Origin of the sequence: Phyllobacterium sp., from assembly GCF_037994405.1 — a bacterium.
Classification (GTDB): Bacteria; Pseudomonadota; Alphaproteobacteria; order Rhizobiales; family Rhizobiaceae; genus Phyllobacterium.
Map to the genome: position 1 here is coordinate 1 of NZ_JBBNAN010000155.1, position 15,148 is coordinate 15,148.

At 58.0% G+C, this 15,148-nt stretch carries 10 protein-coding genes and 1 pseudogene; 2 read left to right on the forward strand and 9 right to left on the reverse strand.

Translation table 11 applies throughout. The annotated features are described in order from the left end of the window. The 6 genes from AAAC48_RS09350 to AAAC48_RS09375 form a co-directional block, all read right to left on the reverse strand. Window positions 1–3,584: AsmA family protein (locus tag AAAC48_RS09350; RefSeq protein WP_340653917.1), on the reverse strand; the 3,584-nt coding region annotated here is incomplete at its 3' end. 163 nt (window positions 3,585–3,747) lie between these two features. Next, entirely contained in the window at window positions 3,748–5,157 is a 1,410-nt protein-coding gene (locus AAAC48_RS09355; protein WP_340653918.1) for an FAD-linked oxidase C-terminal domain-containing protein, read from the reverse strand. Between the two features lie 105 nt (window positions 5,158–5,262). Further along, the gene (locus tag AAAC48_RS09360) at window positions 5,263–5,631 is read right to left on the reverse strand and encodes a DUF2185 domain-containing protein (protein ID WP_340653919.1); all 369 of its coding nucleotides are present in this window, start codon (window positions 5,629–5,631) and stop codon (window positions 5,263–5,265) included. A gap of 8 nt (window positions 5,632–5,639) precedes the next feature. Next, window positions 5,640–6,593, reverse strand: a complete 954-nt coding sequence (locus AAAC48_RS09365; protein WP_340653920.1) for a hypothetical protein — start codon at window positions 6,591–6,593, stop codon at window positions 5,640–5,642. 93 nt (window positions 6,594–6,686) lie between these two features. Next, the gene (locus tag AAAC48_RS09370) at window positions 6,687–7,574 is read right to left on the reverse strand and encodes a dienelactone hydrolase family protein (protein ID WP_340653921.1); all 888 of its coding nucleotides are present in this window, start codon (window positions 7,572–7,574) and stop codon (window positions 6,687–6,689) included. A 47-nt stretch (window positions 7,575–7,621) separates the two neighbouring features. After that, the gene (locus tag AAAC48_RS09375) at window positions 7,622–8,533 is read right to left on the reverse strand and encodes a DMT family transporter (RefSeq protein ID WP_340653922.1); all 912 of its coding nucleotides are present in this window, start codon (window positions 8,531–8,533) and stop codon (window positions 7,622–7,624) included. Between the two features lie 146 nt (window positions 8,534–8,679). Between AAAC48_RS09375 and AAAC48_RS09380 the strand changes: the two genes are divergently transcribed. Further along, on the forward strand, window positions 8,680–9,153 hold the full coding sequence (locus AAAC48_RS09380) for an Lrp/AsnC family transcriptional regulator (RefSeq protein ID WP_340653923.1): 474 nt from the start codon (window positions 8,680–8,682) through the stop codon (window positions 9,151–9,153). Between the two features lie 38 nt (window positions 9,154–9,191). Here AAAC48_RS09380 and AAAC48_RS09385 read toward each other — a convergent pair whose 3' ends face one another. Further along, window positions 9,192–11,528 (reverse strand): glucose/quinate/shikimate family membrane-bound PQQ-dependent dehydrogenase, encoded by a 2,337-nt coding sequence (locus AAAC48_RS09385; RefSeq protein ID WP_340653924.1) that lies wholly within the window; start codon window positions 11,526–11,528, stop codon window positions 9,192–9,194. 249 nt (window positions 11,529–11,777) lie between these two features. Between AAAC48_RS09385 and AAAC48_RS09390 the strand changes: the two genes are divergently transcribed. Continuing rightward, window positions 11,778–14,219: a UvrD-helicase domain-containing protein gene (locus tag AAAC48_RS09390; RefSeq protein WP_340653925.1), complete on the forward strand. Its 2,442-nt coding sequence runs from the start codon at window positions 11,778–11,780 to the stop codon at window positions 14,217–14,219. A 309-nt stretch (window positions 14,220–14,528) separates the two neighbouring features. On the opposite strand, the gene AAAC48_RS09395 is transcribed toward AAAC48_RS09390, so the two are convergent. Both AAAC48_RS09395 and AAAC48_RS09400 read right to left on the reverse strand, forming a co-directional pair. Beyond that, entirely contained in the window at window positions 14,529–14,900 is a 372-nt protein-coding gene (locus tag AAAC48_RS09395) for an N-acetylmuramoyl-L-alanine amidase (RefSeq protein WP_340653926.1), read from the reverse strand. Window positions 14,901–15,030: 130 nt separating this feature from the next. Then, window positions 15,031–15,148: pseudogene (locus AAAC48_RS09400) on the reverse strand (CreA family protein); the annotation flags it as partial.

Below are 15,148 nucleotides of genomic sequence, written 5' to 3' on the forward strand. Positions count from 1 at the left end.
TTTTCGGCCAATGCCCGCTCTTCTGCCGCTCGTTTTTCGGCAGCGGCGCGTTCCGCTGCTTCCCGCGCTTCCTGCTCAGCCTTCAGCCGCGCTTCTTCGGCAAGACGTGCACGTTCGTCGGCGCGGGCTTGATACAGCTGAGCCTCACGGCGCAGGCGCTGCTTCTCGACGAGAGCGGCCTGCATTGTCTCAACACGCTGCTGTTCGCGTTCCAATGCGCGCTGGGTCAGGAATTGCTCCAGTGGCTGGCGGTTCAACGTTAACTTCGGATTGGCCCAGGGACCGTATAAGCTGAACTCGACGACAGGATCTGCTCCAGCTACCACCGCCTTGCCCGGGTCGAAGGCAAATCGCCCTTGCGACGCAACGCTCAGATCCGGCAAGTTGACCCGCAGATCGGCCGACAAAGTGGCACCTTGACTCCGAAGCTGGAACGTCGACGTCCGCGCCATACCACCTGCAATGGTGAACGCAAATTCTGTGTTACCTGCATTAAACTCACCCGCATTCAAATGTTTGCCTATAGTGGCATTGATTGCCGCTGGCGTAACCGGTCCGTCCGCCACATCAGTTTCGGCCAATATCGGTTTCAGCGCAGCCGGGTTGAAAGCGCTTATCGCAAGAGCATTTACTGAGACGACGCCGGAGCCGGCGACGGATTGCATCATCTCGGCAACGGACGTGCCGGTTGCATTGACGGATGCGGAAATCTTCGTTTTCCCCTTGAGCGGCGGTGCAATGTCATCGTCGGGCTTGTAAAGTACATCCAGTGCCGTTTGATCCAGCGTGAATTGCCCGGTCGCGAGCCCCGTACCACTGGTATTTCGCAGTTCAAACATGCCGTTGAAATGACCGCCAAGGAGGTCGCCTTTCGCGTCTTCAAAGCGTAGCGATGCGTCTTTCAGCGCTGCGTTTGCCTGGAATTTGCCGATGCTGCCAAGAATACCCGCATCCGCTTCTGCAGCATTGACCTTCAGATTGAAGTTGACAGGAAAAAGCGGGGCGCCGGCAAAGGTCGCTTTCGGCCAAGCTCCTCGGCCATCGCCATTAACGGCATCGGTGCCGAGCATGAATTGTGCCACGCCTGGAAGATCCAGATGTGCAAGCGTCAGGTCGCCTTGAACATTGGGCATATCATTTTCGATATCGAGCCCAACCCGTCCGCCGATTTTCGTGTTGCTGACCTGGCCGCTCAGATCAGGCAGCGTCAGCTTGCCCTTGGCGAGTTGAAAACTGCTTGCCATGTCCACCGGCATGCCATTGCCGAATCCCGGCAGCGAATAGCCAGCAGTGGCGATATAGGGTTCGAGATCGGCAGCTTTGATCGAGGCGCGTCCCTCCCCGCTCAGTGCACCGCCCGCGCTCCGGAAACTGCCGTCGACGAGCGCCTGGCCATCGGACGATTTCAACGAGAGCTGCGTCTGCAGACCATCCTTTTCATTGCCCTTCAACGCCAGGTCAGCTTCAAGCTCTCCGGCGAGCCCAAGCGGCAGGGCCGGCAGGCCGATGAGTGCCATCAACGTTTCGGCTTGTTCGCTGCGGGCATCCATCGTCAGTTCAAGTGTGCGCAGTTTGTCGGCGTTTTCCGTCATGGTCCCGGAAAGCGTCACATCCATTCCTCCGGTCTTCCCGGCGGCACTCAGGGAAAACTCATCGGCTCCGCTCTTGCCGTGCAAAGTATTGGCAAGGATGTTGAGTTCGGTCCCTTCAAATAGACCAGGATACTTCGCAGCACGCTCGCTCAATGCCTTGATGAACGGAAAATCCGCAAACCGCACGGCAATGGCAGCGACAAAGGGTGCAAGGTTGTCCGACAGGACGGTCGAATCGATCGAGCCTGCCGGCTCGGCTTTGAACGGCTCCAGCTTGCCAGTTGCCGTGACGGTCGCACCGGCGACATTGCCGATCGTCAGCTTGTCGATGTCGAACACACCGTCGCGAAGGCGAAAGGCGGTGTCCAGCGTTTCCGCCTCAAGCCCGTCATGGGTGACCGGTCCCGCCTTCAGGTGCACGTCGAGATCCTGGCCCCGCAATTGTGGGGAGCCATCAGCGGAAGGTTTTCCATTGTTGCCGAAGATCGCGGCAAAAGCTCCAAGCGCATCGGCGTCGAGCGCCCCACCCTCAAGCGTCAGCTGCGTCAGCGGCAACGACGCACCCTTGGCGCTCCGAACCAGCGACCCTTTGAGCGATGCACCGCCCAATGCGACTTCGAGATTGTCGACTTTCTGCAAATCATCATGCAGGCTCACATCGCCGGAGAAGCCCGCGCCGGGCAGGCGCCGGATTGCTTCGTCAACGGAATTTGTGAGCCACGCAGCAAGTCCCGACGGCTGGCGCGAGGCCAAAAGCAGTTTGCCGTCGAAACCGAAATCCTCGCCCACCTGCAATGTGCCTTTGGCTTCGAACTGCGTCCGTCCCGGGAGTTCCGCCTTAAGCTGATTTACGGTCCAGCCACTCCCGGACGGCGCTGCATCGATCGTCACCGATCGGATCGTCGTATCGCCAGCAATGATGGCCGGAAGTTTGAGATCAATGGTGCCGGGAACCGTCGGTATCGGCAACTGATCCATCAGGCGCCGGAATACGCCCATCCGTTCCGCCGCGGTCACAGGCGCCGGGGTTGCTCCCTTGGCCGGTGCCTCCTGATTATCGAACGTGACCTGCTGTCCGTCCGCCTTGACTTCAAAACGCGGATTGCTGCCGTAATCGAAGAGCGCATTGCCGTTGACGATGTAGGGATCGTTTGCCGGCCCCTGTTCCATGCGAAACTCGGGAATGGTGATTTTCGCATGATCCGCCTCAAAACGTCCTGTCACGCGGACGCTCGAAAGCAGCGGCTTCGCGGTTTGAGCCGGAGCTTTGGTGCCGGGAGCAACCCCAACCTCGTCGGCGGAGCGAATAGCGATGTTGCCGGCATATTTCAGCGCACCCTCATTCGATGTCACCTGGCCATCGGTCTCAAATGCAGCGGGGACACCATCCGGCGTTACGCGTGTGCGCAGGTTCAACGTGCCATCCGGCTTCACCGCACCAGTCGAGGCGGATATCGCCGTCTTCTGGCCGTTGAAAAACAGTGATCCGTCAAAATTCCATGGCCCGGAAAGGTCCGTTGCGGAGAGCGTGGCGTCGAGGTTTGTGACATTCCGCGTCGTTGATGTCGATGCATCGCGGATGATCACAGCACCATCAGTGATGCGCATATTCTCCAGCCTGACCTGAGCAGAGTGAAATGGCGCCCGGGGGCGGATCGCCCAGTCCACGATGCCGTCCTTGTCGATCCGGACCGTTGCCCTCGGCTTTTCAAGCCGCATGTCGAAGATCAGTATCTGGCCGCGCATGAATGGCGCAAGCTCTGCATCCATCGAAAACTTGTCGATCGTTATAACGGGCTCGGAGCCCGGATCACCTACCTTCACGTCGGAAAATGTCACTGACGGAAACGGCAGGAGCCGTGCGCTGGCGCTGCCCGCAACTGTGACTGGACGGCCAAGCAGCGCCGAGGCTTCGCGTTCGAAGGAGGATCGATAGCCTGCCCAATCGACAAAATAAGGCACGACCAGCGCTGCTGTCAGCAGCAGTACCAATAGTCCTCCGATAAAAACGAACAGGCGTGCCAGTGTCTTACTCCGATCAATACGCGCCGGGCATCCTCAAAGCTGGCCCTTGGCGTCGACAAGACATGATAGTGTTTCTTGTCGATTTGCAACGCTCAGACAATGGTTTAGCACTCGGAAACAATCTGTCAGCCTATAGCCGTAAGATCTTGCCGGGATTCATGATATTGCCCGGATCGATCGCCCGTTTTATGGCTTCCATCACATCGACCGCGCCGCCGAGTTCGGCACGCAGGAACTTGATCTTGCCCTGGCCGATGCCATGTTCACCGGTGCAGGTTCCATCCATCGCGATGGCCCGGAGATTGAGACGCTCCACAAATGCCTCGACCTTCTCGATTTCTTTCGGGTCTTTCTCATCGAACAGCACGAGCACGTGAAAGTTTCCATCACCCGCATGGCCAACGATGGGCGCGATCAGGCCACTCTTCTCGATGTCCTTTTCGGTCGCGACGATACACTCCGCGAGCCGCGAAATCGGTACGCAAACATCCGTCGAAAGCGACTGTTTTCCGGGTGCCAGGGTCATGCAAGCGAAGTAGGAATTATGACGGGCCGACCAGAGCTTTTCGCGCTCTTCAGCGTTGGCCGTCCATTTGAATTCACCGCCACCATTGGCAGCTGCGATTTCACCGAAAAGCTCTGCCTGTTCGGCAACGCTGGTTTCACTGCCGTGAAACTCGAGGAAAAGATAGGGTGCTGGTTCGTAGTCGAGCTTCGAATAGGCAATCATTGCCTGCATTTCGAGCTGGTTGACCAGCTCGATCCGCGCGACCGGAATCCCCATCTGGATGGTCTCGATCACCGCATTGCAGGCGCTTTGAAGATCCGGGAACGCACAGATGCCGCCGGAAATCGCTTGCGGAATACCATAAAGCTTGAGCGTGAGCTCGGTGATGACGCCGAGCGTACCTTCCGATCCAACCAGCAGGCGCGTCAGATCATAGCCCGCCGAGGTCTTCTTGACCCGCTTGGAGGTGGTGATCAACCGGCCATCCGGCATGACGGCTTTCAGCGCCAGCACGTTCTCGCGCATGGTGCCGTAGCGTACGGCGTTCGTTCCGGAGGCACGCGTTGCCGCCATTCCGCCAAGGCTCGCATTGGCACCCGGATCGATGGGGAAGAACAGGCCGGTATCGCGCAGATATTCGTTGAGCTCCTTGCGGGTAACGCCCGGCTCGATAACGACATTCAGGTCTTCGCCATAGACCTTAAGAATACGGTTCATGCGCGACAGATCGATCGAGACGCCGCCTGCCGGTGCATTCACATGCCCTTCCAGCGAAGTGCCCGTACCAAACGGGATAACTGGTACCTGCCATTCGCCGCAGAGCCGCACAACTTCCTGAACGTCTTCTGCCGATTCAGCAAATACGACCAGATCCGGCGCCTGGTTTGGCACGTAGCTTGTCGTATGGGCGTGCTGCTCGCGGATGGATTTGCCGGTCTGCGCGTTGTCACCAAAGCGTTTCTTGAGAATGGAGACAACCGTCGCGATCCCGTTCTCGTTGCGCAGCAACGCCCCTGCGTCTGCCAATGCCATTCCAGTCTCCAGCCTCCCTATAGGATTCTCTGATGAAGGCATTTTCGGAGAATGCACGCCACTTGTCCAGTTGTAACTCTCTGTGAAGCATTGACGGAGTTAAGGTCAATCTTCGTCGTCGTCATCATCCTCGCCAGGGCGCCAGTCGGTAACCGCGACAAAGCGTTCCTGCTCACCCGTCTTTTCGAACACGCTGCCCACTGGCGAATCGAGTAGCGGAATGATGCTCGGATCGTAGTTGGCGATAGTGTTGACTTCGAAGATGCCGCTGTTTTCCGGATCTTCCATATAGTCATCGCTCTCGAAGCCGGAGAGGAAGCGCCAACCACTGTCAAATTCGTTGTCAGGATCTTCACGGTACATGAACCGCACCGGATAACCATCAATCGTGATCGTGTCCGTTGCTATGCAGCCACCATAGTTGCGGATCAATGGCCGTATCTCGTTCTCGGTGAGTCGATAGCTTTTCTCCATGCCTAATTTTAGTTGATCGTCATGGATTTGGCTAGTTTGCGGAAACGATCCGAAAATTTGCCCTTTTCGGTGTCCCGCACAATCAGGATCGCCCGGACATAACGGCTCGCTTCGAAACGGGCGATCTGCGCAACATAGAGTGGATCGCCGCTTGCAGCATCCTTCGCGCTGCCATCGATTTCCACCCACTCGGCACCATCTGACTCCGAGCTCGTTTCATTGTCGGACCGCACATCCTTGATCCCGGTCAGCGAAGCGAATGCCTGCTTGGCGAAGTCCATACGTTCTGAGGGCTCGGGAGCCGTATTAAGGTTCGAGGCAATGACGACCATCGGCTGTGACGAATTCTGTGCCACATCATTGGGTCCGTCGGTCAAAAGATAGGTCGCGCCAGCAATCACGCGCACTGGCCGGAAGCCAGCCGTGTCAGCGATCCTGAATGGCAGCGCTGCGATCTGCTCTTCAAGACTGGGTGGGGTACGCACGACAATCGTGCGCAAGGATTTTTCCACATCCTCGTTGGATAAGCCGCCGGGAACGCCGTCGGGTATTTGCACCGTCACCATGGCTGTTGTGGTCTTTGTGCCGACAAGCACGATCCATTTGCGGTATCTGATCCCAGACGCAACCTGGCTGCCGCGAATGAGCTTCGACACGACCGCACCTTCGACCGGCCAGTCCTCGGGACCGCCAGCGGCTTCAATTCCGGTTTCACGCAGGCCCTCCGGATTGAATTTTGCAGCGATGGCGGCATAGGCATCGACGGGCAATTCCGTCACGACGACGGACGTCCCCTTGGCCGCATCCTCAAACCCGCTGAAACTGGTGGATAACGTCAAGCCGGCCGGCGGCACCAGCCCGACGCCCGATCCGCCGGGGAAGACTGCCTCCTGTGCAAAGCTCGATTGAATGCCGGCCAAAAGCAAAGCCACGAAGACCAATGTGAGGGTGACAAATCGCATGCGTGCATTCCTAGAATTCTCTGGAACCAGAAGTAGTGGTCCGGAAGCGATCCCGCAAGCAATTGGTTTCCCTTTTCATTTCGACAGCAGCGGCTAACTCAGGTTCTTCTTGAAGAAGGCGATTGTCCGGGTCCAGGCAAGATCCGCGGCTTTCTTGTCATAGCGAGCTTCCGATGTATCATTGTTGAAAGCGTGGTTTGCGCCGTCATAGACATAAATCTCGTAGGTCTTGCCGTTATCATCGAGTGCTTTCTTGTAGGCATCAATGCCCGCATTGATCCGCGTGTCGAGCCCAGCATAGTGCAAGAGCAACGGCGCCTTGATCTTCGCCACATCTTCGGCCTTTGGCTGGCGGCCGTAATAGGCCACCCCTGCGCCGAGATCAGGTGAGTTCACCGCAAGATCATTGACTACACCGCCGCCCCAGCAGAATCCAACGACACCCACTTTCCCGTTCGTTCCGTTGTCTTTCTTGAGGTATTCGATGGTCGCTACGCCCTCTGCAATTGCTGCATTCGGGTCGAGCGCACCAATCATGTCACGCGCCTTTTCTTCATCGGATGGCGTACCGCCAGCCGTCGACAACAGGTCCGGCGCAAGTGCCACGAAGCCTTCCAGCGCAATGCGCCGGGCCACGTCACGAATATGATCGTTCAGTCCGCGGTTTTCGTGAATGATGATGACTGCAGGAAGCTTTCCTGAAACGTCGGCCAGTTTTGCCCGGTAACCTTTGATATCGCCGGCAGGTCCGGAAAAGACGACATCCTTGGTGCGAAGCCGCTTGTCGTCTGCCGCAACGATCGCTGCCCTGGCGCTATTTGCTGCCAGCATCGGGGCGATGATGGCGGCGGCGGCACCGGAACCGGCAAGCTTGGTCAGCTTGTCCATGAATGAGCGGCGGTCGAGCGTCAGATGGGTATATTCATCATAGGCTTCGACCATCGCCTGGCTAATCTTCGGGGTGGTCTTTGGCTCGTTCATGATAGCCTCTTCCGATCGTGCTGGCGAACGAGGCGTTGGCCGTTGCATCACCTGTTGATGCGATGCGAAAGGATACCGGTGGAAAGGGCAACGCCAAGTCCAGTGATTACTGCTGCTGCAATTTCCCAGACGCCGACCGGCTCGTCAAGGAAGATGCTACCGCCGAAAGCAGCAAGGACCGGCGTCAAGGCACTGAACGCTGCAGCCTGACTGCCACCGAGGGAGCGGACAGCTATGCCATAGGCAAGCATTGCTGCCAAGCCGGAGAGAACACCCTGGCTGAGGAATTGCAAGCCGATTTCCGGCAGTGGAACCTCAAAGATCGTCGTGCCAAAGACGAGTGCAAGGCCGACATGAATAATGAACGACCAGACAGCAATCAGCGCGCCACCTTGCAGGGCAGTCAGCCCCGAACGCTTGAATGCATGCGTATAGCCCGCCCAAAGCAGTGCACCAAGCGGCAGGAAGACAAAGCTGATCCACGAGATTTCGTGATTTCCAAGAGCCAGCACGAGCAGGATGGCAAGACCGGCAACAATCGCAGCAAGACCGAGCCAACGCGTAAGGTCAGGGCGTTCGCCAAACAGGAGAACACCGATTAGCGCGGCGGTAAGCGGCATTGAACCACCCAGCAGCACGCCGACTGCCGAGGCAGGCGTTGAATGAATGGCGAAGGTCGTGACCTGGAAGAATACTGCGCCGGCACCACATACCATGATCGCCAGCAAGGCGAGCGGAACATCGCGCGGGATAAGACCAGTCTTGAGCCAGACCGGAGCAAGAACCAGCGCCGGCAAGCCATAGCGAATGAGGCCGAGATCGATGGTGCCAAGATGGGTGCCGCTGCTGTGGCGGGTGGCGATGATCCATGTGGCCCATATGAAAACGGTGACCAGCGCACCGGCGTAGCCTGAGGTTAGCGAATTTGACTTCTTGTAGTCCTGAGCAAGGGCAACCATCGGAATATCCTCTCAAATCTGCCCGAACAATTTTCGGTTGAGACAAACATACTCCCGATGGCACGGGCATGTCCTTGCAAGTTAATGCCACTCATACTACAGTTTCAGCAATATTCATGAAGAATTTTGCACATGATAGGTGATATATGCCAAATCTTGATAAATTTGATATCGGCATACTCGAAGCGCTGCAGGAGGATGCGAGGGCGACAAACGTCGAGATTGCCGAACGGGTGAACCTCTCTCCCTCACCCTGTTTGCGGCGCATTCGCAATCTGGAGAAAACAGGGGTCATTCGCGGCTACCGTGCAGATATCGACCGCAAGGAAGTCGGACTTGGGTTGACTGTATTCGTGGAAATCAAGGTCGGTCAGCACAGCCGCGAAAATGCGGATGCGCAGCAGGCCGCTCTCATTTCCATGCCGGAAGTAACAGCCGCCTTTCTCATTTCGGGTACCGCGGACTTCCTCGCCGAAGTGGTGGTCGAAGACCTGAGCGCCTATGAGCGGTTCTTGACAGAGAAACTTCTGATGCTCCCGGGAGTTGCTGATATTCGATCCAACTTCGCCATTCGCACGGTCAAGACCGGAAGCCCGCTGAAACTGCCGCAACGCCAGTAGCGCCGGAATGATCCGGCGCTATCAGCATTGTTGAAAGGCTATTTCGGCAGGGCGTAGGCAATCACATAATCGCCGGGCGTCGTGCCCACCGAACCATGGCCACCAGCAACAATGACCACATATTGCTTGCCGTCTAATGCAAAGGACATTGGGGTCGACTGGCCGCCGGCAGGAAGACGTGCTTCCCACAGCTGCTTGCCACTGGTCAGATCATAGGCGCGGAAATAATCGTCCACGGCAGCGCCAAGGAAGGCCACACCGCCAGCGGTGATGATCGGGCCGCCAATGCCCGGGACACCGACCTTGAAGGGTAGCGGCAAGGGCGAGGAATCGCGGACGGTGCCATTGCGATGCTTCCAGGCAATCTTGCCGGTACGCAGGTCAACGCCCGCCACGTAGCCCCATGGCGGAGCCTGGCACGGCACGCCAAGCGGCGAAACAAATGGTCCTATGATCACCGCATAGGGCGCACCCTCGTTGCGGTTGAGGCCTTGTTCACTGCCCTTTGTGCCAGCGCTAGGAGGAGGAACCTCTGCACGCGGCACGAGCCTCGAGGTGAATGCCAGGTAGGTCGGCATGCCGAACATTACCTGACGTGCCGGATCGACTGCAACGCCGCCCCAGTTGAACACGCCGAAATTCCCGGGATAGATAAGCGAACCCTGCAGTGATGGCGGAGTGTAACGCCCCTCATAGCGCAGCCTGAGGAATTCGATCCGGCAGGCAAGCTGGTCAAACATCGAAACGCCCCACATATCCTTGCCGGTCAACGGCTTGGGCATGAAGGTCAGATCCGATATCGGCTGTGTCGGAGCGCTGAAATCACCCTCGAGAGCCCCGGCTGGTGCCGGCACTTCCTTGACAGGAATGATCGGCTCACCCGTGCGGCGGTCGAGGACGTAGATATCGCCTTGCTTCGTCGGACCAACCAGCGCGGGGATAGCTCCGGTCGCGGTATTGATATCGAGAAGACTTGGCTGCGAAGGCACGTCCATATCCCAGAGATCATGGTGCACCGTCTGGCGCACCCAGCGCATCTGGCCGGAGTTCAGATCAAGCGCGACGATCGAGGACGAAAATTTCTCGACATTGGCACTGCGCCCTGCCCCAAGCTGGTCCGGTGTCTGGTTGCCGAGCGGCACATAGAGCAAACCCAGCTTCTCATCGACACTCGAAACCGACCAGCTGTTGGGCGAGTTGGCGGTGTAGGTCTGGCCTTCCGGCAAAGGTGTTGTCACATCGGGATTGCCGGAATCCCAGTTCCACACCAGTGCGCCCGTATTGATATCGAAAGCGCGGATGACGCCCGATTGCTCGTGGATTGAATAGTTGTCATTGACAGCGCCACCCACGATGATCTTGCCCGCAGCGATCACCGGCGGCGAGGTTGAGTAATAATAACCGGCCGGATTGTAGGACATGCCTTTTTCAAGATGTAAGGTGCCCTTATCTCCAAAGGACGGGCAAATCTGGCCATTGGCGGCATCAAGCGCGATCAGTCTGGCATCGGATGTGGGCAGATAGATCCTTTCGGCGCAGGGTTGGCCCGCTGCCACGGTCGAATCGGCGTAATAGGACACGCCGCGGCAGGTCTGGTGCTGGCGATCGGGGTTGAGCCCAACATTCGGATCGAATTTCCAGTTTTCCTTGCCGGTGGCCGCGTCGAGCGCGATCGCCCAATTGTGCGGCGTACAGAGATAAAGCGTGTCGCGCACTTTGAGCGGCGTCACCTGATAAGTGGTCTCTCCGATGTCATCTGGCAGCTTCACGTCGCCGGTCTGGTATTGCCAGGCCACCTGCAATGTGCCGACATTTTCCGGCGTTATCTGCTTCAAGGGGGAGTAACGCTGGCCATAGGGAGTGCGGCCATAATAGTGCCAATCGGCCTCCGGTACATTTCCGCCAAGGTCGGGAGTGGTGGTGATGGCCTCCTTGCTGAGCTCCCCGACGATTTGCTGTGGGTCTTGCGTTATCGAATAGCCGGCGACAGCAAGTGCTGCGATCACCGTGACGGCAAGAGGAATGGCAGGTCCCCAGGCGGAAGGCGAACGCTCTTCTTCCTCGTTCAGTCCACCACGAATCCATGGTGTCAGCAGCCACAGCCCAAGCAGCATGATGACCCCGCCGCGCGGTGCGAGCTGCCACCAATCGAAGCCGATTTCCCAGATGGCCCAGCCAAGCGTGCCTATCACCAGGATCGCGTAGACCAAAAGGGCCGAACTGCGCTTTTGAAAGAGCAAAATGGACGTGACCAAGAAAGCCAAAGCCGCGAGAATATAATACCAGCTGCCGCCAAGGATCGCGAGCCACACACCCCCGACACCAAGTGCCGCACCGATAAGGAAAAAGATGAGAGCCGTCAGAGTGATTGCCATGGGTAGGAGTCCTTTTCCAAGCTCAATCAGGATCGAATGGATCTGACATGCGGCTGCGAACGCCCCGGCGGATGTCAGCGTCTTCCCTAATCAAAATGGGTAGGCGCTAAATCAAGGGGAAGCAATATCGGCGATTGCATATTTCAACTGCAAGTTTCCGGGGGGAAAGATCCTGCCCCAGATTGGCCGTTCTCTTTTTGTATCGCATTTTTCTGGTTTTTCGGTGCCGAATCACTACATTGGGATCAAATGTCCGGATTGCGCGACGATATTCCATTCTTTGACGAACCTGATGTGCCGCGGCAGCCTTCGGGCATAGCCGCGCGCGCCATGCAGGCGCGTGGCACACCGCCTTATCTGAGTGGTCTCAACCCCGAGCAGCGCCTTGCAGTTGAAACGACCGAAGGACCAGTGCTCGTTCTTGCAGGCGCCGGTACCGGCAAGACCCGCGTCCTCACCTCCCGCATCGCCCATATCCTGTCGCTCGGCAAGGCCTATCCGAGCCAGATCCTGGCTGTGACCTTCACCAACAAGGCCGCCCGCGAGATGAAGGAGCGCATCGGCGTGCTTGTTGGCGGCGCCGTGGAAGGCATGCCGTGGCTGGGCACGTTCCACTCGATCGGCGTCAAGCTGCTGCGCCGCCATGCGGAACTGGTGGGCCTCAAGTCCGATTTCACCATTCTCGATACGGATGACGTCGTCCGCCTGATCAAGCAGATCATCCAGGCCGAAGGGCTCGACGACAAGCGCTGGCCCGCCAAGCAGTTCGCGCTGATGATCGACACTTGGAAGAACAAGGGCTTGGGCCCTTCAGAAATACCCGAAGGTGACGCCCGCGCATTCGCCAATGGCAAAGGTCGCGAGCTTTACACAGCCTATCAGAACCGGCTGAAGACCCTGAATGCCTGCGATTTCGGCGATCTCCTCTGCCATCCGATCCGCATGTTCCGCGCCTACCCGGATGTGCTGAAAGAATACCACGCCAAGTTCCGCTATATACTCGTCGACGAGTATCAGGATACCAACACCGCGCAATATATGTGGTTGCGCCTGATCGCCCAGGGCTCGAAGAATGTCTGTTGCGTCGGTGATGACGACCAGTCGATTTACGGCTGGCGCGGTGCGGAAGTCGACAATATCCTGCGCTTCGAGAAGGATTTTCCTGGTGCGGTCGTTATTCGGCTGGAGCGCAATTACCGCTCGACAGCGCATATTCTCGGCACTGCCTCCTTCCTCATCTCGCACAATGAAGGGCGCCTCGGCAAAACCCTGTTCACCGATGCCGCCAGTCCCGAAGATGCCAAGGTCAATGTGCACGCTGCATGGGATTCCGAAGAGGAAGCGCGCGCCGTCGGCGAGGAAATCGAGCAGGCGCAGCGCAAGGGCCACAATCTCAATGATATGGCGATCCTCGTGCGAGCCTCATTCCAGATGCGCGAATTCGAGGACCGCTTTGTCACGCTCGGCCTGAACTACCGTGTTGTCGGCGGTCCCAGGTTCTATGAACGGCTCGAAATCCGCGATGCTCTCGCCTATTTCCGCGTCGTTGCGCAGGGGTCGGATGATCTCGCGCTGGAACGCATCATCAACACGCCGAAGCGCGGCCTTGGTGAAGCTGCGATCCGGCAAGTGCATGATTATGCTCGCGCCCGCGACATCAGCATGCTCGAGGCGGCCACCGACCTTATCGAAACCGAAGAGCTGAAGCCCAAGCCCCGTTCGGCCTTGCGCGAGGTTGTCGAGAACTTCAAGCGTTGGCAATCATTGATCGATTCCACGCCGCACACGGAACTTGCCGAGAAGATCCTCGACGAATCCGGTTACACGGCGATGTGGCAGGCAGACCGTTCGGCGGAAGCCCCAGGACGGCTGGAAAACCTGAAAGAGCTGATCCGCTCCATGGAGGAATACGAGTCCCTGCGCTCGTTCCTTGAACACGTCGCGCTTGTCATGGATGCGGAGCAGAATGAAAATCTCGACGCCGTCAACATCATGACGCTGCATTCGGCCAAGGGCCTCGAATTCGAAACAGTATTCCTTCCCGGCTGGGAGGAAGGCCTGTTCCCGCATCAGCGTGCGCTCGATGAAGGCGGCCGCTCAGGCCTCGAGGAGGAACGCCGCCTCGCCTATGTCGGCTTGACGCGCGCCAAGAAGAACCTGCATATCTGGTTCGTCTCCAACCGGCGCATTCATGGCCTGTGGCAATCGACGATCCCATCGCGCTTCCTGGAAGAATTGCCGGAAGCCCATGTGGAAGTGGTGGCCACCGGCAATTCCTACGGCGGGTATGGCGGCGGCGGTGGCTATGGCCAATCACGCTTCGATCGCGCCGATCCCTTCGAGAACACCTATTCGACACCCGGCTGGCAAAGAGCCCAGCGGAACCGCTCCGACGCGACACGCAACAATTGGGGCTCGCGCTCCGGCGCCCGCGTCGAGCGCATCGGCTATGGCGAGACGGATTCGGGCCATGGCGCCGGTCGCGGCTCGGTCAAGGGCCGCACCATCGACGGGGAACTGGTGGCGAAATCCGTCAGCGAAACGCCATCGAATTTCGATGTCGGCGACCGCGTGTTCCACATCAAGTTCGGCAACGGCAATGTCTCATCGATCGAAGGCAACAAGCTGACGATCGATTTCGACAAGGCGGGACAAAAGCGGGTGCTGGATAGTTTTGTAAAGGGTATCTAGCGCCTCCCTTCCATCTCACTGTTCGGGCAACCGGTCGCCATGGACCCAACCCAAAAACGGGCTCCCCGGCCGGCGTCAGCACGGACACATACCGCCACTTACCGCTCGCCGCATGCACCATAACCTTTGTCCCGTCGGCAAGGATTTCTGTGACTGTTGGGGACGAAGCGCCGGGGCCCTGTCGGATATTCAAACCATTACTCGAGCGGATCACCATGACGGCGTCACCCAAATCGGCCTCGCCTCGCACCCTCGCTTTGAATGCATTCATATCCCAGGCGGGCCCAGGGTCGGATCTCCGGCCCGGAGCTATATCATCCTTCCCCAGAATCGCGGCGGACACGATCGTTGCAATCTGAACATCGGTAAAGATCTCCCAGCCCCATCTGGGACGCCGAACTTATGCCCAGCTTCGATGACCTTGGATCCGTCAACGCCAGCTCCAGTCCAGGACACCCAGCTGCCTCCACTCCTGTGGAGAGGCCCCCAATTCTCGATCTCGATGCCAATCGAGTTGCTGTTCAGCCCCGCGAACCTTGTGCCATTCCTGCTGATCCATTGGCTTCTGCCTGCATGCCATGCAACGACATTGAAGGGGACGCATTGGGTGATGCAGCCATCGCGCCGTACAACCAGATGCGCCGATACATTGGCCGAACGTTCCGAAAAAATATCTGGCAATGTCCGCGGACGGCCCGCTCGCGGTGTAATGAATGATCAGGAATTTGGGCGTCAGTGCACCACCAATATTAGGTGATGCTACAAAATCAACGTTGGACGCGCCAACGACAAGATTCGCCTTCAGAAAATGCTATTCTGGCTTACCCTTCGTCCAGGTCACATTCCCGGCAAACAGCGGGATTGTGGAGATCGATGTCTTGGCTGAACCATTCTGGACCTGGGTTGCATGGGCGAGATAGATCAACGAG

Excerpts from the sequence above, each read along its gene's own strand:
- AAAC48_RS09355 (WP_340653918.1), bottom strand. The coding sequence starts at position 5,157 with ATGGCATTGGCAGACGCAGGGGCGTTGCTGCGCAACGAGAACGGGATC.
- AAAC48_RS09360 (WP_340653919.1), bottom strand. The coding sequence starts at position 5,631 with ATGGAGAAAAGCTATCGACTCACCGAGAACGAGATACGGCCATTGATC.
- AAAC48_RS09365 (WP_340653920.1), bottom strand. The coding sequence starts at position 6,593 with ATGCGATTTGTCACCCTCACATTGGTCTTCGTGGCTTTGCTTTTGGCC.
- AAAC48_RS09370 (WP_340653921.1), bottom strand. The coding sequence starts at position 7,574 with ATGAACGAGCCAAAGACCACCCCGAAGATTAGCCAGGCGATGGTCGAA.
- AAAC48_RS09375 (WP_340653922.1), bottom strand. The coding sequence starts at position 8,533 with ATGGTTGCCCTTGCTCAGGACTACAAGAAGTCAAATTCGCTAACCTCA.
- AAAC48_RS09380 (WP_340653923.1), top strand. The coding sequence starts at position 8,680 with ATGCCAAATCTTGATAAATTTGATATCGGCATACTCGAAGCGCTGCAG.
- AAAC48_RS09385 (WP_340653924.1), bottom strand. The coding sequence starts at position 11,528 with ATGGCAATCACTCTGACGGCTCTCATCTTTTTCCTTATCGGTGCGGCA.
- AAAC48_RS09390 (WP_340653925.1), top strand. The coding sequence starts at position 11,778 with ATGTCCGGATTGCGCGACGATATTCCATTCTTTGACGAACCTGATGTG.